Below are 22,473 nucleotides of genomic sequence, written 5' to 3' on the forward strand. Positions count from 1 at the left end.
AGACCTGGGTCAGAGCATGGAGCCAAGGTCGGAACCGACGGACGGATAGGTCGCGGTCGCCGATTTTAGTTGTCGGGTGGTTAGGCCCAGCTTGATTGCGAGGCCGAAGATGTTGATCACTTCCGAGTAGCCGGGGCCGAGCAAATGTGCGCCGAGGATCTGATCGGTTGCTGTATCAATGATGACCTTCGTCGCCGCGACGGTCTCGCCGACTCGGTAATTGGCGTACCAACTGCTGGTGTCGTTGTAGCGCACAGCGATATCACGGCCATCACGCACGGCTTCGTGCTCGAGCATGCCGACGCGGTTCAGCTCCGGGATCGTGAACACTGTCGTGGGGACGCCGGCATAGTCCGGCACGGTCATGGTGCCTTTGAGCATGTTGGATGCTGCCACCTTGCCCTCGAAAACGGCGACGGGCGTGAGGCGTTCACCGGGAGTGTCGGCGGCGTCGCCGGCGGCGAAGACCGACGGATTGCTGCGGCTTTGCAAGTGTCCAAACACATCGATCCCCTTCGGGCCCCAGGCAATGTTTGCCGCCGCCAGATTTAAACCGTCGATGTTGGGCACCCGGCCAGCGCCGTGCACCACCAGATCCGTATCGAGGACGGCCGTGACGCCGTGCTGCTCCACGCTCACCTGAAGCCCCGTGGCGGTGCGCGCCACTGCACTGACCGAGGTGCTGCGATTCACGCGGATGCCGGTTTGCTCACTGCGCTGCACGAGCTGGTCGACGAGATCGGGGTCGAACGCGCGTAACGGGCGCGTGCCGTGATCGACGACCACGCAGTCCACACCAGCGCGGGCTGCGATGTGGGCGAACTCGAAGGAGACAAACCCGCCCCCGATAAATACGATCCGGCCGGGAAGCTCCTTGAGGTTGAGAAAGTCAGTGCTGTCGATGAGGTGCTCGTGTCCGGGGAACTCGAGGGGGCGCGGGCGGGCACCGGTCGCGATGAGAAACCGCGTCGCCTGGTGCTGCACGCCGTTGATCTCGAGGTGATGGGGCCCGGTGAAGTGAGCGGCACCGTGAAAAGTGCTCACACCGTTGCGGAGAAGTTCGTCTTCCATGCTCTGGGGCACACCGTCGGTGAAGCCGCGCTTGTGACGCATCAGCGCCGCCCAGTCCAGCGTGAGCTCATTCTCGTTGATGCCCTTGCCCTGCATCAGATGGGCGGCGTCGATTATTTCCGCTCCACGTCGGAGAATCTTTTTCGGGTCACACCCGCGCAGGGCACACGTGCCGCCATAGGGCAGGGCATCAACGATGCCCACGCGCCATCCCCGTGCAGCGCACCTGTTGGCTGCTGTGGTGCCGGCCATTCCGGCACCGATCACAAATAGGTCGTATTCCTCAAACATGTCGCTCATGCTGCGGTGATCGCATCGCGCAGTTGCTCCAGCGTTGGGGCACCGGCCAATCCTGTCGGGGTCGTGTAGATGCGGCAGGCCATCCCCACCGGTGCTGCCGGGTCAGGAAAAAGGTCTGTTCCCCCCACCAGAATGCTCGGAGATCCCCGAAAGTGGATTGCCTCTGCGTCTTCCAGATTCTCGACCAACCGCCGGGTCACGACGGTGCCCGGGTGTTCGACTGCGATCAGATCCAGCCGCTCAGCGGCAATTTTCCAGTTCGGGCACCCATCGAAGTACTGCAAGGTAATATCCATGCCCTTACCGTAAACGTTGCACCATGGTGCAAGGTCAAGTGGTGGAATGGGACTATGCAGATTAGAGACCTGGCCATCGCGAGCGGCGCAACCGCACAGACCATACGGTTCTATGAGCGGCGCGGCCTGTTGGATCCCGCCGAACGTGCGGGGAACGGTTATCGGCGGTACAACGACGCGGCCCTCTCGCGCCTGCAGTTCATTCGGTCTGCCCAGACGGCTGGTCTGACCTTGTCCGAAATTGGCAGCATCATCACGGTTAGAGAAGCAGGCGAGTTGCCGTGCGGGCACGTCTTAGACCTTCTCTCGGCGAAACTGGCGGATGTGCACCGCCGCCAGCAGGAGCTTGCACTTCTTGAATCAGAGTTGCACCACCTCATCGAAACGAGCGAATCTCTTGATCCAGGAGACTGCGAAGCTGGCAGCGTCTGCCACGTAATCGCCCAAGCTCATCAGTAGCGCGCAACACCTTCCCGCCACTAATCGATCCGTATTCACCGCCAAATAACGATGCAACTCACATTTATAGCCTGAGCGTACGATCGCATTGTCACGTAATCGAACGTATAAATGACACGTGTCGAGCATGGGTTGAGCGCCCGTTAGCCGAACCCCCTATGGGACCCTCGCGCTCGCAGGGACCGACGGAGGAGTTCGCTAGTTCGCTAGTTCGCTACTCAATTAGCGACCCAGCGGTGGCTGGCAAGCGCTGGCGCAGCACACATGCTCATTCCGTCTGCAGCACCGCCAAGAGCGGAACCTACGGCGTAGTAAAGATCAGAACCAGGATCAAAATGAAGTTCGCAAGCATGAGTACGCCGGCGATGCACAAAGCCACTCGGGGTGCCCCGAGGGGAGTTCCGAGCTGCCGCGGATGATCCTTCAAGTACTTGAAGCCTTGATATGCGACGATAAACGTCACCGCAAGTCTGGCGAAAAAATAGTAGAGCCAAGGATGCATGACTAGTCCATTCCTGTTTGAGAGAACGGCGCCGGAAGGAACGCTGACCCGGTGAGAATGCAGTTTCTCTGCAGGATTCATGATCACCCGACCGACGAAACAAATCATTATGAGCTTAGGACGGGACCGCCCACACGCTCTACTGGGGATAGGTCGATTCAATCGCGACAATAATCTGGCCTTGGCATTCCGTGTTCCCGCTGCGCGGTTCCCTCTCTGTCAACCTTGTTTGAGGCACCGGGATCGTCCCGAATAGTGTCGTAGAAGGCGGGAAGGAGTTCCCTTGACGAACGCTTTAATGACAGGACCCAGCTCGAGCGGGCAGGCTGTAGGGATGGAAGATGTTCCCGATCCCCAAGTTCCCGAGCGTGCACGGCGGCGGACGTACACAGCCAAGTACAAACGCGACATTCTGACCGAGTATGACCGCCTCGATCGGCAGGGCCGCGGTGCGCTGCTCCGACGAGAAAAGCTGTATACCTCCTTGGTCAGCTCGTGGCGTGACCAGCGAGATAAAGGAGTGCTGGTCGCGCTGACACGGCCGGCAGGAGCGCCACCTGCCAGTATCGCGGAGAAGGACGCGGCCCGGCTGCTGAAAGCAGAATCTCCGACTGTCGGGTGAGTTGGATACGGCGAGACAGGTGATCGCGATCCAGGGAAAACTCTCGGCTCTGTTGGATCAACTCTCGACCAACAGCAGCGCGACGAAAACCGAGAAGTAATCGACGCCACCATCACCAAACTCGTCCCGCTCGTCGGCACCAGGCACGCATGCCGAGCCGTGCGACGATCCCGGGCTACGCACTACCGGCAGCACCCCCGCGCACCGCGGCAGCCCTCATCCCCGCGGCCCCGGCCGGAGCCGATGAAGCAGCCTCGGGCGCTGACCGAGCCGGAGCGCAACGTCGTTCTGGAGGTCCTGCGGTCGAGCCGGTTCGTGGACAAAGCGCCGGCGGAGATCCAAGCGATCCTCCTCGACGAGGGCACCTACCTGTGCTCGGTGGCGACGATGTATCGCCTCCTCCGCGCTCACGGCGAGACCGGGGAACGTCGCGCTCAGGCCGAGCACCCGACACGCGTCACGCCCGAACTCATCGCCACCGGACCCAACACGACCTGGTCGTGGGATATATCCAGGCTCAAGGGGCCGGCCAAATGGTCGTACTTCCATCTGTATACGATCATCGACATTTACTCGTGGTACGTCGTCGGCTGGATGGTCGCGACCCGGGAATCTCACCAACTCGCCGAGCCGCTCCTGTTCGACACCATCGAGAAGCAAAAAATTCGTCGAGACCAGCTGACAATCCACTCCGACAACGGGTCCTCGATGGCGTCGAAACCCGTCGCGTTCCTGCTCGCCGACCTGGGCGTGACCAAGTCGCACTCCCGCCCACATACGAGTAACGACAATCCATTTTCGGAGTCGCATTTCAAGATTTTGAAGTACCAGCCCGAGTTCCCCGACCGGTTCTATAGCCTCGCCGAGGCACGCTCATTCTGCACCGAATTCTACGACTGGTACAACGGCGAACATCGTAATTCGGGCATTGGTATGCATACCCCGTTCAACGTTCACCACGGCCGCGCACCCGCTATCCAGCACGCCCGCGCCCGCGTCCTCACAACGGCCTATGCCGAGCATCCTGAACGCTTTGTGCGGCAGCACCCGCAGCCACCAACGTTCCCGACGACGACCTGGATCAACGAACCAAAGAAGGAAGAAACGAACGCAATGACCGGCTAAAGAAACTGACTCATAAAGGTTGACATCTTCCGGGATCGCGTTGGCACCGCGCTCGACGAAGCACGCGTTCCACGACGACGGTTGGTTCGGCTTCGGTCTAGTTTCAACCAACCCACCCGCTCCGCGGAGAAGGGCCGCTGTGCCGATCTTGGACACCGGGAGAAGTCGAATTCTTGAGCGTTCACTGGTCCCAATCGACACGGACTGAACTTGCGTGAACCCTCCGTGTGATCACGTTACGGCGTGTTTTCTGTGACCAAAACTTTTTGAAGTGTGGGCAAAATGTGGGCAAAACGGCCATCCTAGAAAAACGAAACCCCCTGCTCCCCAGTGAAACACTGGGTTGTAGGGGGTTTTTCGTGGCGGTACCGGTGGGATTTGAACCCACGGTGGAGTCTCCCCCACACGACTTTTCGAGAGTCGCACCTTCGGCCGCTCGGACACGGTACCGCCGTCGATCCTAGTAGAGACTGGGGTCCGACGCGAATCGGCGAACATGCAGCAGACACACGGATGCCGCGGAGTAGCCTCAGTGGGTGCGCGAATCAACCCCGAGCATCCGCCCGTTAATCGCTACCGGTATCGCCGTTGTCGCGACCGGCATTGTGCTTGCCACGACCTGGTTTCGTCGCGACCTCGAACAGCAGAAGGCCATTCTGAACGAAACCCTGCCGGTGCATTCCGCCTGGTGGCGCAACAATGCCAAGCAACCGGGTGAGCTGCTCTACGTCGCGATGGGCGACAGTGCAGCCCAGGGCATCGGTGCCTCCAGCCCGAACAGGAGCTACGTCGGCGTGCTCGCCGATCACGTGCGGCGCGTCACCGGCCAAACCGTGCGTGTTGTGAACCTCAGCGTGTCGGGTGCCACGGTGGCTTTGGCCGTGCGCGACCAGCTTCCCCGCTTCGAAAAGCTTGAGCCCGACCTGGTGACGGTCGCGATCGGTGCCAACGATATCGCCCAGTGGAACCCCACAACCTTCGAAGCGGGCATTCGCACCATTTTCGCCGCGCTGCCGTCGCACACCCTCGTCGCCGACCTGCCGTGCTTTCACCTTCCCCACAACGAGGTCAAGGTGGCAGAGGCCAACGAGATCATTCGACGCGTCGCCGACGAACACGAACTGACCGTGGTCCCGCTGCACTCGACCACCAAACGGGCCGGGTTCCGCAGCATCCTGACCCACGTCGCCAAAGACTTGTTTCACCCCAACGACCGCGGCTACCGTTCCTGGGCCGAGGCGTTCCTGCCAGCGATGAGCGCGGATGCCGCGCGGGTGTCAGCGCATCAGGGAGCGGCAGTAACCTAACTCGCTCACTGCTGCGCAGCGACCGAATCGGCGTCCCCCATGGGAGTCTCCAGCTCCCATGCCCCCGACAACACAATATTGTCCATCAAGGTGAGCAGGGTGTCAGCCAGGTCAACGTGCGGGCTGGAAAAAGTGATCAGGCACAAGCCGCGATGGTCGGGAAACTCAATCCAGTAGTCAACGATGAGAAGCGGGAGGTCTGGCGTGCCCACGTCGGCCGACGCGCTCGCGACCCTGCTGTGCCTCACGAGTGGGCCCGCCGGGGTGACCGCGCTGAGAAGTTTTGCCTCGGGTGCCAGCCGTTCGCTCAGCCGCTTGGCCATACTGTCGAGATGGGTGCGGCCTCCCTGGGCCGGCCCGAGTTGCTGCCAGTACAACACAACATTCAGCGCGAGTGCCCCGGTGCGGTTGCGCTGCAACAGGTAGGCCATGAATTCGGCTCCGCCGGCAGCCGCACGAATGCAGGTTTCGGTGAGCCAGCGGGCGAGTTCTCGTCGCAACACCGGCGCCGCCGGCAGCCCCTTCAGTTGACGATTGACGAGTTGCTTGACACTCGCATCTCGTGCGGCGGCATCGTCGAGAGCGATCGAAAACCAGTCTCCGGAAAGCGGCAAGTCAAAGCCGGTGACCAGCGACAGGGTCGGGTCTCCATCGCTTCGAAATTCAGACGGGTGCGTATCGCCGGCTACCCAGGCCGCCTCATCATCGCCGGGTTGCGGCTCCAATGCGGCGATCACGTCGGCAACGGAGGCCGACATCGTGTGCGGGCCAGCGGGATCAAACACGACCGCATTGAGAAAATCGGCATGCTGGATCAGAAACGGTACGAGTGCTGCACCGCGCTGCAAAGGGCGAACTCGCGGTCGGAAATGTCGCTGATGAATTCTGCGAATGTCTCAGTGGAGGAGAACAGACAGAGGTTGAAACGTGGAGCGCCCGCGGGGGAGTCAGCGGCGGCGAACACCCGGGTCTCGAGCACCCCGACTTTACTTCGCAGCAACGGCACGACGACAAAGTCGAGGCGCAGCGCTCGGCCGATAGCCTCGACATCCTGATTCTCAAGCGCGACGGCCAAATGCGCCGACCCGACCTCGGTCGTGGCAGCAACGACGATGCCGTCCGGCAGCTCATCCGTCATGACAATTTCTCCGCATCAATCTCGTCCTTTGACCCTATCCGCACCGTGCACAGCGCCTCGCGTCGGCCAAGCAGCGCGTCCTCGGTCACGTCGACTTCGTTCTCGCGGGCGCCAACGGAAAACAACTCGAACCGGTCTTTGATCGGCGTCGGATTGGCGAGCACGAGACTGGCACTTGGCCACCCCGGCGGAGGCTTGAGCGCCGCGAACATGTGAAGGAACGGGGGGTACTCCCGTTTGAGAAGATTAATGGGAAAGACGCCGAATGACCCGCTCAGGTCCTGCGCCCACTGCGCCGCCGCAAAATCGCCCGCATAGGCCGCATCAGTGATCCACGGCGTCTCGGCGCGACGTCCATTGTAGAACTGGTCGGCATCCGCTTGCAGCTTGCCGGCACGGGCTGCGTCGGCGACGAATTCCACCTCGGCGAGCGCGGTCGCCGATCCCCGCCTCATGATTTCGGCACGAGCGTTCGCCGGCGTCTCCGAACCGTCAACGGCGTAAACGACCGCTGAAACCATCCAGCTCTCCGGGTCGGAACGATCGGCCACGGCGCGAGCACGAGCCTGGGCAAACAAGTACGTCGAGGGGAGGCTGGAATCCACGCTGGCGTTGCGCAGAAAGACCCCACGATTCCAGCCACCGATACGAGCGGATGCCTGCAGCCCGCGCGCGACAAAATGGCCCGGCTCCCCCCACACACCCACGTCGTACGAGTACGTCAGCTGCGCAACCGTGCGTCGCCATACGCTCATGGAACAACGAACGGCAGGTCGTTCAGCACCGTAATTTTGCCCTGGGCATCCCACGGGATGCGATACTCCGGCGCACCGCCGAGATTTCCTTCATACGGTAAACCGTGGCGGACCGTCTGCACTGTCCGCGCAGCCAGCCGCGCCTTCTGCGAGAAAAGCAATCGAGTCGACCATCTCGGAGCGACGGTCGTCCCATCCGTGAGCAAAATCCGTCACAGCGTCGGCCAGCCCGGAATGCCCAACGGCCGCCGCAATCGTGTCACTTCGCGTGTTCGCATTGTTGAATTCCTGCGCGACAATGGTCAATTCGTCACTCAGTCCCCTCAAAGACTGTGCGCTGACACATAGGTCGGCCATTGTTCCTCTTTCTCCCCACTGCTGGTTCGTTCTGTTCAGGATACGACCGGGTCTGACGTTCTGCGACCGCAACGGCCGGTTCAGGCAGCCGATTGCCGCCGCAGAGCCGACTGTCGGTGGCCCCGGCTAGGCTCGAGACATGGCAAAATCCGTCTCTTCTTTCCGCTGCTCCGAGTGCGGCTGGACGACCCTGAAATGGGCGGGCCGCTGCGGCGAATGCCAGCAGTGGGGCACCGTCGTCGATGCCGGCCAGACAGCCGGCATCACCCGCAAGCTCAAGGCCATCACGCTCGTCGGCGATGGCATCGCCCGCCCGATCACCCACGTCGAAACGGATGCCGCCGCTCACTGGCCGACCGGCATTAATGAATTCGACCGTGTGCTCGGCGGCGGCATCGTGCCCGGCTCGGTGATTCTGCTCAGTGGGGAGCCTGGCGTCGGCAAGTCCACGCTGCTGCTCGAGGTCGCGTCTAAGGCGGCCGCAGCGAAGAGCCGCGTGCTCTACGTCAGCGCCGAAGAGTCGGTGAGCCAGGTTCGGCTGCGCGCCGAACGCACCAACGCACTCGAACCCGAACTCTATATCGCCGCCGAAACCGATCTCGGAGTCATCCTCGGGCAGATCGATGCTGTCAAGCCCGACCTCATCATCATTGACTCCGTGCAGACCGTGTCGAGTGCGCTCTCCGACGGGTCGCCGGGTATGCCCAGCCAGGTGCGGGAGGTGGCATCCACTCTGATTCGGGTCGCCAAGGATCGCGGCCTGCCGGTGCTGCTCGTCGGTCACGTCACCAAAGACGGCTCAATCGCCGGTCCGCGGGTGCTCGAGCACCTGGTCGACGTGGTGTGTCAGTTCGAGGGCGACCGGCAGACCTCGCTGCGGTTCATTCGCGCTCTGAAGAACCGGTTCGGGCCTACCGACGAGGTCGGCTGCTTCGAGATGACCGGCGACGGCATCGCCGAAGTGCCCGACCCGAGCGGGCTGTTCCTGAGCCGGGCCACCGAACCGGTCGACGGCACGTGTGTGACCGTCGCGTTGGAAGGCCGTCGGGCGATGCCGGTCGAGGTGCAGGCGCTCGTCACCGACACCCAGGCACCGAATCCCCGCCGGGTCACGAGCGGCGTGGACTCCGCCCGCGTGGCTATGCTGCTCGCGGTTTTGCAGGAGCGCGCGGGAATGAACCTCTCCACCAAAGATGTATACGTGTCGACGGTCGGTGGCATCCGTCTGAGTGAGCCGGCCGCCGACCTGGCCATCGCGCTGGCTATCGCGTCCGCGTTCACCGGGCTGGCCGTGGCGCACAATGTGGTCGCCTTCGGCGAGATCAGCCTGGCCGGCGAGGTACGCGGAGCACTCATGTCGAAGCAGCGAGTGAACGAGGCCGTTCGCCTCGGGTTCACCACCCAGATCGACGCCGCCTGCGGGTCGATCCACGCGGCGGTCGCCCTGGCACTCGGCACCACCCGCAAACCGCGCGACGCTGAACTCGATCGGGCGTTCTAGCCCCGGCCGCCCCCGGGCTCGATTGTTCCGTCGGGCGCACCCGGTGCGCGATTCGGTTAGTCGGCGTCGCTGTGGCCGAGCTCAGGGCTCAGGGCGTTCAGCAGGTCGGCCGGGGCGGCCTGCATCACGTTGGGTCCGGCAATGTCGAAGAAGACCATCTCCAGCGTCGCGGCGTGCACGGTGAGAAACTCCCGCAACCACTGGCCGTCGCACACCATGACCTGCGGGTCCACGTCGTCGGGAACCACTCGCAGGTAGTTCTCCGCGGCGGAGAAGAGCAGCAGCATCCGCTTGTCTGAGCCTTCGCGGCCGAACACGCGCACCTGGGCCGCCTCGCCGTTGACCACGAGTCGCGGCACGATCATGTAGTCGTTGCGCAACGCATAGGCGACGGCGACGACGTCCTGCGCTGCCAGTGCGGCGGCGAGCGCCTCGGAACGGGTGTTGGCAGTCGTATCGGTCACCCATTCATTCAATCAGGCGAAGCTCCAGACGCCCAGCTGGCAGCGCACGCCACGAGCGAACGGATGCCCGCTCGCCCCCGCGGCGCGCAAACCGGACCCCGTGTACGGGAGCTAAACCGTGCGCGCGGGCTAAATCAAAAAATCATCCGGGTGCCGAAGCAGCCGTCCCACAGGTACGGCGGTCCTGATCGCTCCCGCGACCGGATCTCCTGAATTAGCCACCGAGCCGAGTGCCAGCCGGTCGACCGACAGGCCCTAGTTCAGGATCATCAAGGCCGGGTCGGCCGCCTCGATGCCGTCCACGGTCACGTGCAGGTAATACGAGGCTCCGCCGGCCGGAACCGCGGTGCGGGCTTCGGCTTGACAGGTATCGACGGCCGAGCGGGTGCGATCCCAGGTGATCGGTGTTGCCAGCGGCATGACCACACCGGGCTTGAGGGTGACCTGGGCGTCGATCGGGTTGGTCTGGCAGTCGGTGGAGGTCCAGTAGACGTCCTGCCCGCTCATCACGGTGAACACCTGCTTGGCGTTGCCGGCGTTGATCACACAGTCGGTGGTTCCGATGTTGGTCAGGCTCAGCGACAGCTGCGGCAGGACTCCAACGGCATAGTTGGTCGCGTCCGTGACGGCCGCAACCTGCACGGCCGACGGGTCGCAGGCCGCGCCGTCGACGGTGGTCGCTACCTCGGGGATGGTGGTGACGGCATCCGTCGGCGTCGCCGACTCGGTCGTGTCGGCCGCGGGCGTTTTCGGGGAGTCCCCGTCGCCCTTGCTCACGCCCGGTTGCACGATGATGAGAAACAGAATGACGAGCACGGCGAGCAGGCCGAGCCCCACTACGAAACGCCGGCGCCGGTACACCTTGCTGGACTGGCGGCCGACCGGTTGCTTGATCGTCGACATGCCCCAAGGTTATTGAAGTTCAGCGGCAGAACTCGGTAATGGTGTGCGTGTCGGCGGTAATTGCTGCCGGAAAGACCCGCTCGCAATCGAAAGACTGCGAACGGGCACTCCGGTGCCCGCTGTTTAGTGGTGCCCGTATTTGGGCGGCTTCGGTGCTTTCTTGGCCTTGTCGACCTTCACATCGGTCCAGCCGATCACCTCACCGTCCGCGTTCTGTGCGGACACTGTGTATTTGCCGTTCTTGAGGTTGTCTGCGAGCGTGACGCTCACGGTACCCTCGGCACTCACGAGCAGCCAGCCGCCCAGGTCGTCGGCTTTCTTCTTGGAGTAGGCCCACACCGACACGTACTCACCCGCGTGTTTGACACCAACCTCAATAACTACCGTGTCACCAGCCCGATAGGCCTTCTTGTCAGTGTCGATCACGTTCTTGAGCTTCTTGGTGAGCTCCTTCTCACCAGCCGCGATAGGCGCATCGCCGGGTTCGGCGCTCACGGAAACCGCCACGGCGAGCCGCACGATCGTGCCCGACTCCGCTGCGGTCATCTCGAGCATGCTGTTCTCTACCGCATCCGCCGGCACCGTGACGCTGACGGTGGCCGTACCCGTCGAATCAACGGATGCCGTCCCCACGTCGGTGCCCGACCAGCGCAGCGCGAGCTGCGTGTTCTTCGGAGCGCCAAGCGAGGTGAGGTTGAGGCGGCCGACCGTGAAAGTGACCGAGTCACCCGGGTCGACTGCCGCCGTGGGGGCACCGGTGATCGAGGCCTGGTTTGCCTTGAACGACGGCGACAGCGGGCTGTTCGTCTGGATGTAGGAGATCCAGGCGTCCCGGTCGACGAGACCGGAGTCCCGGGTATCGGTGCCGTTCAGGAACTCGCGGAAGTTGTCGCCGCCGGTGAGCAGAAAGTTGAACGAACCGATGCGATATGACTGCGCAGGGTCGATCGGGGTGCCATCGATCCAGACGCCTGTCACGCGGTCGCCAGCGCCACGGTCGGCGTCGAACGTGTAGTTAACGTTGTCGCTCAGGCCGAGCTGCAGGAACGGACGACTCGGAATCGTGCCGTCGGCGTTGGTCTGCCACTGCTGCTCGAGAACGGTTTTGAACTGCGCGCCCGTGAGGCTCGTGGTCCAGAGGTTGTTCAAGAACGGCAGTACTGCATTTGCCTCGGCGTAGGTCACGACACCGTCGGGATCAAGAGACAGGTCAGCACGCATCCCCCCGGGGTTAACGATGCCAATCTCGGCGCCGCCGATGGTGGAGTCGGCCAGGGAGGCGCGCAGCGAGTTTGCCACGAGCGTGCCCATGGTAGAGGGAGCCATGCGGTCTTCGGCGCACGGCGCAACTCCGCCCGTGCAGGCCCGAGTGATGTCAGCGGTGACCGAACCGACGGGCACGTTGCCCTGGACCGCGGCCTCGGCCAGCGCGGCGTTCGTGATCGTCTGAACCTCGGCAGCGCGCGGGTACGCGGCCACGAGGTCGGCGTCGGGTGCGGTGGAGCGGGCCACGTTCCGGTTCTTGACCGTGGTCGTGTCCCCGGTGGCGATGTCGTAGCTGAGCACGACCTGGCCGATGTTCTCTCCGTAACTGCCAGTCTGCAGCACCGGGCGCGTCACGCCGTCAGCTGCCCCGGGAACCTGTGCGTCCCACGCGTACTGCTTGTGCGTGTGCCCGGTGAAGATCGCGTCGACCTCTGCCGAGGTGTCATTCACGATTGCGGCGAAGGCGCCGCCTTCGGTGAGCTCCTGCTCGAGCGTGGCACCATCGGGAATCCCCGCGCCGGCACCCTCGTGGTACTCGGCGATGAGAACATCCGCTTCACCGTTCGACGGGTCGCCGTCGGTGAGCTGGGCGGCCACGCGGTTGACCGCGGCGACCGGGTCACCAAAGCTGAGGCTGGCGATGCCGTTGGGCGAGACAAGCGCCGGGGTCTCTTCCGTCACGGCACCGATAACGCCGACCTGCACGCCGGCCACGTCGATGATGGTGTACTCCCGCATGGCTGGAGTTTCAGTGCCCGCGTTGTAGACGTTGGCACCGAGGTAGTCGAAGTTCGCCGTGTCGGCCACTCGACCGCTGAGGTCGCTAAACCCCTGGTCGAACTCGTGGTTTCCCACACCAGAGGCCACGAGGTTGAGTGCGTTCAGCACATCGATCGTGGGCTGGTCGTTCTGCGAGGCTGAGGCGAACAGCGAGGCGCCGATGTTGTCGCCGTCCGAGAGGAACAGCGAGTTGGCGTCGCCATATTCCGCCCGGAGCTGCTCAATGGTTCCGGCGAACTTGACGGTATTGGCGTCGATGCGTCCGTGGAAATCATTGACGTTGAGCAGGTTGAGCTCAACAGCGGTGGGCGTGGCGAGGTTTAGTCCGAGCACGACCGGGTCGTGATCCGACGAGCGGAACGCGTCGGCGACGTAGAAGTCGGTGACGTTGTTGTTGTACCTGCTGTACTCCAGCGCGACCGATTCCACCGAGTTGATGTTCCAGACGTCGACGGCGTTGACCGTGACAGCCGCTTCGGGCGAGGCGAAGACGTGGTCGAGTGAGCCGACAGTGCCGCCGTAGGCGTACGTATACTCGCCGCTCTTATCGCCCTGGTTGATGTAACCGGCGTCAAGCAGCACCCGAATCGGGTCTTCGAGGTCGTAGGCGTTGAAATCGCCGGTGAGAAAGACCCGATCGATGCCGGAATCGGCCTTGACCTGGTCAGCGAAGGCTACGAGCGCGTTGGCCTGCTCGATGCGGGTCGGGTTGGATGCTCCCTGACCGTCACCCTGATCGGCGTCGTCACCGGTGCCTGATCCCTTCGACTTGAAGTGGTTCACGATGGCGAGAAAGCTCGACTCGTCGTCCCCGACCAGCTGGAATGCCTGGGCGAGTGGTTCACGTGCGCGGCCGTTGAAGGCGACGGATTCGGTGAGGATGACCGACTCCCCCACCGTTTCAACAGCGGCGGGCTTGTAGATGAAGGCGGTGCGAATCACGTCCTCGCTGGCCGGAAGCGCGGCCGGCGAGGCCACGAACGCCCAGACGTCACTGCCGGACGCCGCGTTGAGCGCTGCGGTCAGGTTGGCGAGGGCGTCGTCGCGGTCCTTGCCGAACGCGGCCGAGTTCTCGATCTCCTCGAGCGAGACCACGTCGGCATCGAGGGCATTGATCGCCGAGACGATCTTGGCCTGCTGGCGTTCGAAACTGAGCTGGGTGGCGGCGCCGCGGGCGTCGCATCCGCTGCTCACCGTGGTCGGAACGCCGGCCCGGTCGTTGTAGAACCGGCAACCGTCGAGCGAGTCCCCCGTGGTCGAGAAGTAGTTCAGCACGTTGAAACTCGCCAAGCGGATGTCGCCGCCCACGTTCTCCGGCGCGCTCGTGCGGGTGTCGGCGAAGGTCACCGGCTGTACGGTAGCTGCATTGGACGATACGAGGGCTGTCACCGGCTGGAACTTCCAAGCGTCGTTGCGAAAGTCGAAGATGACCGGCGAGAGGAAGGAGACCGCGGCGCCGATGCGCACCGGTGCACTGGTCGACAGGTACGGAACCGGGCTGCCCTGGTTCGCTGCGGCCAGGTAGTTCGTCGTGGCGCCGTCGTCGAGGGTGACTGCTCGGCCGGCATTCTCGGCGAGGGCCGACTGATACTCGGCGGAGCCGGGCAGGGCCGTGACGCTCGGGTTCACTAGTGGGGTCGTTCCAGCGGCGAGGCCAATTTCGGCGTATTGGTTGGTCGTGTAGTTGTTGGTGACGGTGAAGTCGCCCTGCGGGGCAAGCAGCATACCCTCGAGGGTTTCGCGCTGTTCTGCGCCGGTCGGCAGCGCCACAGTGACCGGGGTCGGGGCGACCACGTCTGTGGTGGAGAGCTGAGTGACGTCGTCGACGGTGCCGAAGGTGACCTCGGTCATGCCAAAGAATTCCACGACGGTGCCGACGACCTGAACGTGGTCACCGATCTTCACGTCGGCGGTCGCCGTGCTGGAGTAGGCGAACACGCCGTGCGAGGCAGTGTGGCTGGCGAAGTCCAGCTCGCCGCCGGTCGCTGCGGTTTGCAGGTAGAACCCGTCGAAGCCGCCGGTCGGGTAGGCGGCCGTGACGACACCCGAGGTCTTGACGACGGTTCCGGCGAGCGGGCTCGTGTCGGTCGTTCCCTGGATCGCGTCGATCGCGGTCAGTTCGTCGGGCGCCGGGGTCGGGTCGGGGTCCGGCTCGGGTTCGACCGGTGTGCCAGTGTCGCCGGCGGCGTTCGTGGGCGTCGGGGCCGACGCGGTGAAGTCGGCGGCATTGACGTCCGTATCGACAGATCCGGTGCGGTTCACCGATGTGGTGACGGATGCCGCGGTGGCGGCCGTTCCTTCAAAAGTGTTCGAGCTGCCGTAGCCGATCAGGTCGAGGATCTCGGTCTGGCCGGTCAGTGAGCCGGTGGCCGGAGCCGTCAGTGCCGTCGACTGGTTGGCGAAGAAGATCGTGCCAGAGCCGGCGGCAAAGGAGGTGCCGAAGGCGGCATCCGCTGTGGGCAGGGTTGCGCCGTTTGCCGCATTCGAGCTGCCCTGCACAAGGTAATAGCCGCCGGCAGCAATAGTGCCGGTCAGGGCGACGACCCCGGTGGGGTTCGACGTGCCGCTGGCCGAGCGGTACTGAATGGAGGTGCCGTCGAGCGACACGTCGGCGTCGCTGGGGTTGTAGAGCTCGACGAACTTATTCAGGTAGGTCGCGCCCGAGCTGCCGCCGTTCAGGTACGCCTCGTTGATGACGACTCCGGTGCCGGCGGTGTTGGCGCTGGCCGGCATAGCGATGAGCGGAGCGGCCGTGAGGCTCACCCCAAGTAGTGTGGCGAAAACCAGCCTGGTACGGCGATGATCGGCGGATGACATGGATCTCCTCATTCATAGAATGATGCGTGTGTCATTGCGCCCGGGGTCGTGCTTATCGGAAGTTCCCCCGGCCCACGGTTGGCAGGTGCAATAGTTCGCAGCCTAGCGACGGCCCGTGTCCGGGGGGTAAACTCCGCGTATTTTGCTCCTATGAGCAGCGCTTTAAGCCGTGATCGGGCCGATCGCGCCGACATTCGCTAGTTCAGGCGCTTCACCATGCGGGTGTTGCCGAGCGTGTTCGGCTTCACCCGGGCCAGGTCGAGAAACTCCGCGACGCCCTCATCGGGCGAGCGCACGAGCTCGGCATAGACGGCCGGATCGACGGTCTCGGTGCCCATGTCACTGAACCCGTTGCGGGTAAAGAAACCCACCTCGAAGGTGAGGCAGAACAGGCGGCTGAGGCCGAGGTCGCGGGCATCCGCTTCGAGGCGCTGCATCATGGTGTAGCCGACCCCGGCTCCGAGCCACTCGGCGTCGACGGCGAGAGTGCGCACTTCGCCGAGGTCCTCCCACATGACGTGCAGTGCGCCGCAGCCGATCAGTGTGCCGGACGAGTCAACGGCCACGCGAAATTCCTGCACGGCCTCATAGAACACGACTCGGTCCTTGCCGAGCAGAATGCGCTGCTGCACGAGCGGTTCGACAAGCGCTTCGATGCCGGGCACGTCGCTGGTGCGAGCACGGCGCACCGTGTATCTCGTTTCCAATTTCACTCCCCTAGTCTATTGACCGCCCCACCACCCCCGTTTCTCCCGCGAGAGCGCAAAAAGTGCCCTAATGGACGTCCATTGGGGCACTTTTTGCGCTCTCGCGAGCAGGTAGAACTAGTCGCTCGTGATGGCCAGGTCGGGAGTGGCCGGACCGGTCCCCACTGCGGCGGCCGTGTTCACTCCGACGCCGACCGGGTCAACCCGGGTCGTCGTGGTGAAGATGTACTCGCCGTTGACGTAGTCGACGTGCACGTGATCGCCAGCGTTGAGCTCGCCCTGCAGAATTTTCTCCGACAGGCGGTCCTCCACCTCGCGCTGAATCGCGCGACGCAGCGGGCGAGCACCGAGCGTCGGGTCGAAACCGACCTCGATCAGGTGTTCCTTCGCCGGAACGGTGACCTCGACGGTCATGTCCCGGTCGAGCAGACGCACGCCGAGGCGCTTGATGAACAGGTCGACGATCTGCAGCAGCTCGGGCTTGGTCAGCTGCGGGAACACGATGATCTCGTCCACGCGGTTGAGGAACTCGGGCTTGAAGTGCTTCTTCAGCTCGTCTTTCACCTTGCCGGCCATGCGCTCGTACCCGGTCGTGCTGTCGCCTTCCAGCTGGAAGCCGACCGGTCCGCCCGAGATGTCCTTGGTACCAAGGTTGGTGGTCATGATGATGACGGTGTTCTTGAAGTCGACGACGCGACCCTGACCATCCGTCAACCGGCCCTCTTCCAGAATCTGGAGCAGGGAGTTGAAGATGTCGGGGTGGGCCTTCTCGATCTCGTCGAACAGCACCACGGAGAACGGCTTGCGCCGCACCTTCTCGGTAAGCTGGCCGCCCTCTTCGAAGCCGACGAATCCGGGAGGCGCACCGAACAGACGCGACACGGTGTGCTTCTCGCCGTACTCACTCATGTCGAGCGAGATCATGGCGGCCTCGTCGTCGAACAGGAACTCGGCGAGCGCCTTGGCCAGCTCGGTCTTGCCGACGCCGGTGGGGCCGGCGAAGATGAAGGAACCGGAGGGACGCTTCGGGTCCTTCAGGCCGGCACGGGTACGACGGATGGTCTTGGCGAGGGCCGAGATGGCCTCTTCCTGACCGATGACGCGCTGGTGCAGTGCCTTCTCCATGAAGACGAGCCGCGAGGACTCTTCTTCGGTGAGCTTGAACACCGGGATGCCGGTGGCCTGAGCGAGCACTTCGGCGATCAGGCCTTCGTCGACGACCGCGGTGGTCTTGACGTCGCCGGACTTCCACTTCTTCTCGAGGCGCAGACGCTCGCCGAGGAGGTTCTTCTCCTCGTCGCGCAGGCCGGCGGCCTTCTCGAAGTCCTGCTCTTCGATGGCGAGCTCCTTGGCGGCGCGCACCACGGCGATCTTCTCGTCGAATTCGCGCAGCTCCGGCGGCGACGACAGGATCGACAGGCGCAGTCGGGCGCCGGCCTCATCGATCAGGTCGATGGCCTTGTCGGGCAGGAACCGGTCGGAGACGTAGCGGTCGGCGAGGTTCGCCGCGGCCACGAGGGCACCGTCGGTGATTGACACCTTGTGGTGCGCTTCGTAGCGGTCACGCAGTCCCTTGAGGATGTTGATGGTGTGCGCCAGCGACGGCTCGTTCACCTGGATCGGCTGGAAGCGGCGCTCGAGGGCGGCATCCTTCTCGAAGTGCTTGCGGTACTCGTCGAGGGTGGTCGCACCGATGGTCTGCAGCTCACCGCGAGCGAGCAACGGCTTCAAAATGGATGCTGCGTCGATGGCGCCCTCGGCGGCCCCCGCACCCACCAGGGTGTGGATCTCGTCAATGAAGACGATGATGTCGCCGCGGGTGCGGATCTCCTTGGTGACCTTCTTCAGGCGCTCTTCGAAGTCACCGCGGTAACGGCTGCCGGCGATGAGCGAACCGAGGTCGAGCGAGTAGAGCTGCTTGTCCTTCAGGGTCTCGGGCACATCACCCTTGACGATGGCCTGGGCGAGGCCCTCGACGACCGCGGTCTTGCCAACGCCGGGCTCACCGATCAGCACAGGGTTGTTCTTGGTGCGACGCGAGAGGATCTGCATGACCCGCTCGATCTCTTTCTCGCGCCCGATGACCGGGTCGAGTTTGTTATCGCGGGCCATCTGGGTGAGGTTGCGACCGAACTGGTCGAGCACCTGGCTGCCGGCCGTGTTGGCCGCCTGCTCGTTGGCACCGACCGCCACCTGCTCCTTGCCCTGGTAACCGGAGAGGAGCTGGATGACCTGCTGGCGCACTCGATTGAGGTCGGCACCGAGCTTCACGAGAACCTGGGCGGCGACGCCCTCGCCCTCGCGAATGAGGCCGAGCAGAATGTGCTCGGTTCCGATGTAGTTGTGGCCGAGCTGCAGCGCTTCGCGCAGGCTCAGCTCGAGAACCTTCTTCGCACGGGGCGTGAAGGGGATGTGGCCGGTGGGCTGCTGCTGCCCCTGGCCGATGATGTCCTGAACCTGCTCGCGCACGGCATCCAGCGAGATGCCGAGGCTCTCGAGGGCCTTCGCGGCGACGCCTTCACCCTCGTGAATCAGCCCGAGCAAAATGTGCTCGGTACCGATGTAGTTGTGGTTGAGCATCTTGGCCTCTTCCTGGGCCAAAACGACGACGCGACGAGCTCGGTCGGTAAATCTCTCAAACATATGATCGCTCCCTTGGCGCCAGGGCAGTTGGTGCCGTTACATCGAGAATAACCAGCCTGCGCGCCTCGCGGGCGTTTGTTCGCCGTAGGCGTTATGGGCTGCCTATTGCACCGCGGACGTGAGGCGGGCGAGGTTGTCGAGGATGGTGGAGCGCAGCGGCTGCTTGAGCCATTCCTCGAGAGTGAGCTCGCGGCTGTTGCGCCGGTTCTCGTCTTCCATGGCGCGCAGGTTGCGCACGAACGACCGGCCGCGCACCATGAGCGACACCTCCATGTTGAGGCTGAACGAGCGCTGGTCCATGTTGCTGGAGCCGACGACCGCCACCTCGTCATCGATCGTGAAGTGCTTCGCGTGCAGAATATACGGCGCCTTGTACATGTAGATGTGCACGCCAGCGGTCAATAGCTCCTCGTAGTAGGAGCGCTGGGCGTGATACACCACGGCCTGGTCGCCGATCTCCGACACGAACAGTTCCACGTGCAGCCCCCGCTGCACGGCGGTCGTGATGGCATACATGATGGATTCGTCTGGCACGAAATACGGGCTCGTGATGATGATGCGATCCTGCGCGTAATAGAGCAGCGCGAGGAACAGGCGCAGATTGTTTTCGCCCTTGAACCCGGGGCCGCTCGGCACGACCTGGCAGTCGAGAGCATCCGTTACCGGTCTCGGATGCACCGGCTCGATGTCGCGGGTGAGCAGTTCATTGGTTTCGCTGTACCAGTCGGTGATGAAGATGGCGTTGAGTCCCGACACGATCGGGCCCTCCAGCCGCGTCATGAAGTCTTTCCACATCAATCCGCGACGAATGTTTTTGCGCATGTTGTAGGTGCGGTCGATGATGTTCTGCGACCCCATGAATCCGACCAGGCCGTCGACGATGAGCAGCTTGCGATGGTTGCGCAGGTCGGGCCGCTGCCATTTGCCCTTGAACGGCTGCACCGGCAGCATCAACTGCCACGGAATACCGGCATCCGTCAGCCGTTTCTTGGTCTGGCGAAAGCCGGGCTTACGCATCGACTGAATGTGGTCCAGGAGCACCCGCACGCTGACGCCGCGTTTGTGCGCGTTTTCGAGGGCGTCGAAGAAGGGCGCGGTGGTGTGATCGAGCGAGAGGATATAAAACTCGACGTGCACATATTTCTTGGCCAGGTTGATGTCGGCGATCATGGTGTCGAAGGCCACCTGGTATTCGTTGATCAGGCTGGCCGTGTTGTCGCCGACGAGCGGCATCGCCCCGAGGTTGCGGTTGAGTTCGACGACCGATTCGAGCCAGCTCGGCCACGGATGCTCGCGGCTCACCAGTTCCATACCCTCGGTGCTGTCGAGGATGAACTTGTTGATTTCATCCTGCATCAGGCGGCGCTTCTTCGGCAGGGTGCGGTAGCCGATCATCAGAAACAGCAGCACACCGAGGTACGGAATGAAGAAGATGGTCAGCAGCCAGGCCATGCCCGACATCGGGCGGCGATTGCGCGGGACCACGATGATGGCCACCACGCGAACGGAGAAGTCGGCGATCAGGGCCAGCAGAACGGTGATGGTCAGGCCGTCGATGCCGAACATTGGTACTTAGGTGGTCGGTTTGTCGAGACCGAGCCTGGCGCGTTCTTCGGCTTCGATTTGGGCGTACACCTTGCGTTCGGTACGGTCGGCGCGCAGGATCGCGCGCATCAGCATCCAGAAGACCAGGCCGAGCGCAATGGTGGGTACGACCGAAAAGAGCGCGTTACCCCAGAAGTTCTCAATCACAACCCCAGACTACGCGCAAAGGCGCCCTACTTGCTGAGCAGGCCGAACATGCCGGCGCCCAGGTAATACACCCCGACACCGCCGACGATAACCCAGAGCGCGATGCGGTTCATCGACAGCTTGCGCCCACCCTTGTCCGGCTTCAACTCGTCGTCGGGCAGATAGTTCATTACTTCACCAGTGGAAAGAGAATTGTTTCGCGAATGCCGAGCCCGGTCAGGGCCATCAGCATACGGTCGATGCCCATGCCCATGCCACCGGTCGGCGGCATGCCGTATTCGAGGGCGCGCAGAAATTCTTCGTCAAGGCGCATAGCCTCCGGGTCACCGCCGGCGGCGAGGCTGGCCTGTTCGATGAAGCGTTCGCGCTGCACGACCGGGTCGACGAGCTCGGAGTAGCCGGTGGCCAGTTCGAAGCCGCGCACGTAGAGGTCCCACTTCTCGACGACGCCGGCCACCGAACGATGTCCACGCACAAGGGGGCTGGTGTCGATCGGAAAGTCCATAACGAAGGTGGGGCGCACGAGTGAACCCTTGACGAAGTGCTCCCACAGTTCCTCGACGTACTTGCCGTGGATGGGGTGGTCGATCTCGATGCCCTCGCGCGCGGCGAGCGCAACGAGGTCGGCGAGCGGTGTCGCTGGCGTGATAGTGATTCCTGCGGCCACCGACAGGCTGTCGTACATGCCGATGCGGTCCCAGTCGCCGCCGAGGTCGAACAGGGTACCGTCGGCCCAGGTCACCACGCATGATCCGGCAATAGCAAACGCGGCATCCTGAATAAGCTTCTGGGTGAGGTCGGCGATGGAGTTGTAATCGCCGTAGGCCTCATAGGCCTCGAGCATCGCGAACTCGGGTGAGTGGGTCGAGTCCGCGCCCTCGTTGCGAAAGTTGCGGTTGATCTCGTAGACGCGGTCGATGCCGCCAACAACAGCCCGCTTCAGGAACAGCTCGGGTGCGATACGCAGGAACAGCTCGGTGTCGAAGGCGTTGCTGTGGGTCTGGAACGGGCGAGCGGATGCCCCGCCATGCATCGTCTGCAGCATCGGGGTTTCGATCTCGATGAAGCCTCGGTCGGTGAAGGTGCGACGCAGGCTTGCAACAGCTTTGGAGCGCGAGAGCACGTTGGTACGGGCCTGCTCGCGGCTGATCAGGTCGAGGTAGCGACTGCGCACCCGGGTCTCTTCGCTGAGCTCACTGTGCAGGTTGGGCAGCGGCAGCAGCGCCTTCGAAGCGACCCGCCAGTCGGTCACCATGATCGACAGCTCGCCGCGGCGGCTCGAGATGACCTCTCCGGTAACGAACAGGTGGTCGCCGAGGTCGACCAGCTCCTTCCAGGCAGCGAGGGACTCGTCGCCGACGGCGGCGAGGGAGACCATGGCCTGGATCCGGGTGCCGTCACCCGACTGCAGGCTCGCGAAGCATAGCTTGCCGGTGTTGCGCAGGTGCACGATGCGGCCGGCCAGTCCCACGGTGACGCCGGTGACGGCATCCGCTTCGAGGTCGCCGAATTCGGCGCGCACGGCCGGAATTGTGTGGGTGACCGGAACCGAAACCGGGTACGCGCCGCCGGCCGGGCTCGCGGCGGACGCGTTCAGGCGGTCGCGTTTGCCGAGGCGCACGGCCTTCTGCTCGTTCATCTCCGCGTCGGAGAAGCCCTCGTCGTCGGTCGCGGCGGGCGTGGGATTCTGGCTCATATACTTCTTTCG

Annotated in this window: 18 protein-coding genes, 1 tRNA gene and 1 pseudogene; 4 read left to right on the plus strand and 16 right to left on the minus strand. The window is 63.5% G+C overall.

All coding sequences use genetic code 11. The features are described from left to right. Positions 1-9: 9 nt before the first annotated feature. Both E3T29_RS11545 and E3T29_RS11550 read right to left on the minus strand, forming a co-directional pair. Entirely contained in the window at positions 10-1,371 is a 1,362-nt protein-coding gene (locus E3T29_RS11545) for an NAD(P)/FAD-dependent oxidoreductase (RefSeq protein ID WP_241987780.1), read from the minus strand. Beyond that, positions 1,368-1,667: a thioredoxin family protein gene (locus E3T29_RS11550; protein ID WP_134345545.1), complete on the minus strand. Its 300-nt coding sequence runs from the start codon at positions 1,665-1,667 to the stop codon at positions 1,368-1,370. Before E3T29_RS11550 ends, E3T29_RS11545 begins: the two co-directional genes overlap by 4 nt. A gap of 54 nt (positions 1,668-1,721) precedes the next feature. On the opposite strand from E3T29_RS11550, the gene E3T29_RS11555 reads away from it, so the two are divergent. Both E3T29_RS11555 and E3T29_RS11565 read left to right on the plus strand, forming a co-directional pair. Continuing rightward, the gene (locus E3T29_RS11555) at positions 1,722-2,126 is read left to right on the plus strand and encodes a heavy metal-responsive transcriptional regulator (RefSeq protein ID WP_134345546.1); all 405 of its coding nucleotides are present in this window, start codon (positions 1,722-1,724) and stop codon (positions 2,124-2,126) included. Positions 2,127-2,926: 800 nt separating this feature from the next. Beyond that, a pseudogene (locus E3T29_RS11565) lies at positions 2,927-4,375 on the plus strand (IS3 family transposase). A gap of 360 nt (positions 4,376-4,735) precedes the next feature. Here the strand turns inward: E3T29_RS11565 and E3T29_RS11570 are convergent. After that, positions 4,736-4,825, minus strand: a tRNA-Ser gene (locus E3T29_RS11570). 86 nt (positions 4,826-4,911) lie between these two features. On the opposite strand from E3T29_RS11570, the gene E3T29_RS11575 reads away from it, so the two are divergent. Then, positions 4,912-5,682, plus strand: a complete 771-nt coding sequence (locus E3T29_RS11575; protein WP_241987781.1) for an SGNH/GDSL hydrolase family protein — start codon at positions 4,912-4,914, stop codon at positions 5,680-5,682. 5 nt (positions 5,683-5,687) lie between these two features. On the opposite strand, the gene E3T29_RS11580 is transcribed toward E3T29_RS11575, so the two are convergent. The 4 genes from E3T29_RS11580 to E3T29_RS11595 form a co-directional block, all read right to left on the minus strand. Next, entirely contained in the window at positions 5,688-6,467 is a 780-nt protein-coding gene (locus tag E3T29_RS11580) for a hypothetical protein (protein ID WP_134345549.1), read from the minus strand. A 29-nt stretch (positions 6,468-6,496) separates the two neighbouring features. Continuing rightward, positions 6,497-6,820 carry a hypothetical protein gene (locus E3T29_RS11585; RefSeq protein ID WP_134345550.1) on the minus strand — a complete coding sequence of 108 codons (324 nt, stop codon included), beginning with the start codon at positions 6,818-6,820 and terminating at the stop codon, positions 6,497-6,499. Beyond that, positions 6,817-7,575: a hypothetical protein gene (locus tag E3T29_RS11590; protein ID WP_134345551.1), complete on the minus strand. Its 759-nt coding sequence runs from the start codon at positions 7,573-7,575 to the stop codon at positions 6,817-6,819. Before E3T29_RS11590 ends, E3T29_RS11585 begins: the two co-directional genes overlap by 4 nt. A gap of 90 nt (positions 7,576-7,665) precedes the next feature. After that, positions 7,666-7,881, minus strand: coding sequence for a hypothetical protein (locus E3T29_RS11595; protein WP_134345552.1), 216 nt, complete (start codon positions 7,879-7,881; stop codon positions 7,666-7,668). A gap of 190 nt (positions 7,882-8,071) precedes the next feature. Here E3T29_RS11595 and radA point away from each other — a divergent pair, with 190 nt between their 5' ends. Then, positions 8,072-9,433 carry a DNA repair protein RadA gene (gene radA / locus E3T29_RS11600; protein ID WP_092341789.1) on the plus strand — a complete coding sequence of 454 codons (1,362 nt, stop codon included), beginning with the start codon at positions 8,072-8,074 and terminating at the stop codon, positions 9,431-9,433. A 56-nt stretch (positions 9,434-9,489) separates the two neighbouring features. Here radA and E3T29_RS11605 read toward each other — a convergent pair whose 3' ends face one another. The 9 genes from E3T29_RS11605 to lysS all read right to left on the minus strand — a co-directional run bounded on the left by E3T29_RS11605 (position 9,490) and on the right by lysS (position 22,461). After that, a complete protein-coding gene (locus tag E3T29_RS11605) occupies positions 9,490-9,897 on the minus strand; it encodes a dehydrogenase (protein WP_241987782.1) in 408 nt (135 codons plus the stop codon). Between the two features lie 255 nt (positions 9,898-10,152). Then, the gene (locus E3T29_RS11610) at positions 10,153-10,800 is read right to left on the minus strand and encodes a hypothetical protein (protein WP_134345554.1); all 648 of its coding nucleotides are present in this window, start codon (positions 10,798-10,800) and stop codon (positions 10,153-10,155) included. Between the two features lie 123 nt (positions 10,801-10,923). Then, positions 10,924-15,663 carry an ExeM/NucH family extracellular endonuclease gene (locus tag E3T29_RS11615; protein ID WP_134345555.1) on the minus strand — a complete coding sequence of 1,580 codons (4,740 nt, stop codon included), beginning with the start codon at positions 15,661-15,663 and terminating at the stop codon, positions 10,924-10,926. 197 nt (positions 15,664-15,860) lie between these two features. Then, complete coding sequence (locus E3T29_RS11620; protein ID WP_092341785.1) at positions 15,861-16,376, minus strand: amino-acid N-acetyltransferase; 516 nt, start codon at positions 16,374-16,376, stop codon at positions 15,861-15,863. 111 nt (positions 16,377-16,487) lie between these two features. Beyond that, positions 16,488-19,013, minus strand: coding sequence for an ATP-dependent Clp protease ATP-binding subunit (locus E3T29_RS11625; protein ID WP_134345556.1), 2,526 nt, complete (start codon positions 19,011-19,013; stop codon positions 16,488-16,490). A gap of 102 nt (positions 19,014-19,115) precedes the next feature. Beyond that, on the minus strand, positions 19,116-20,579 hold the full coding sequence (gene cls / locus E3T29_RS11630; protein WP_092341783.1) for a cardiolipin synthase: 1,464 nt from the start codon (positions 20,577-20,579) through the stop codon (positions 19,116-19,118). A gap of 6 nt (positions 20,580-20,585) precedes the next feature. Further along, on the minus strand, positions 20,586-20,765 hold the full coding sequence (locus E3T29_RS11635) for a hypothetical protein (RefSeq protein ID WP_134345557.1): 180 nt from the start codon (positions 20,763-20,765) through the stop codon (positions 20,586-20,588). A gap of 26 nt (positions 20,766-20,791) precedes the next feature. After that, entirely contained in the window at positions 20,792-20,935 is a 144-nt protein-coding gene (locus tag E3T29_RS19680) for a hypothetical protein (protein WP_166789959.1), read from the minus strand. After that, a complete protein-coding gene (gene lysS / locus E3T29_RS11640) occupies positions 20,935-22,461 on the minus strand; it encodes a lysine--tRNA ligase (protein ID WP_134345558.1) in 1,527 nt (508 codons plus the stop codon). The genes E3T29_RS19680 and lysS overlap by 1 nt, the downstream gene beginning before the upstream one ends. Between the last annotated feature and the right edge of the window lie 12 nt (positions 22,462-22,473).

Source organism: Cryobacterium sp. TMT1-66-1 (genome assembly GCF_004403435.1).
In the GTDB taxonomy this organism is placed as follows: domain Bacteria; phylum Actinomycetota; class Actinomycetes; order Actinomycetales; family Microbacteriaceae; genus Cryobacterium; species Cryobacterium flavum.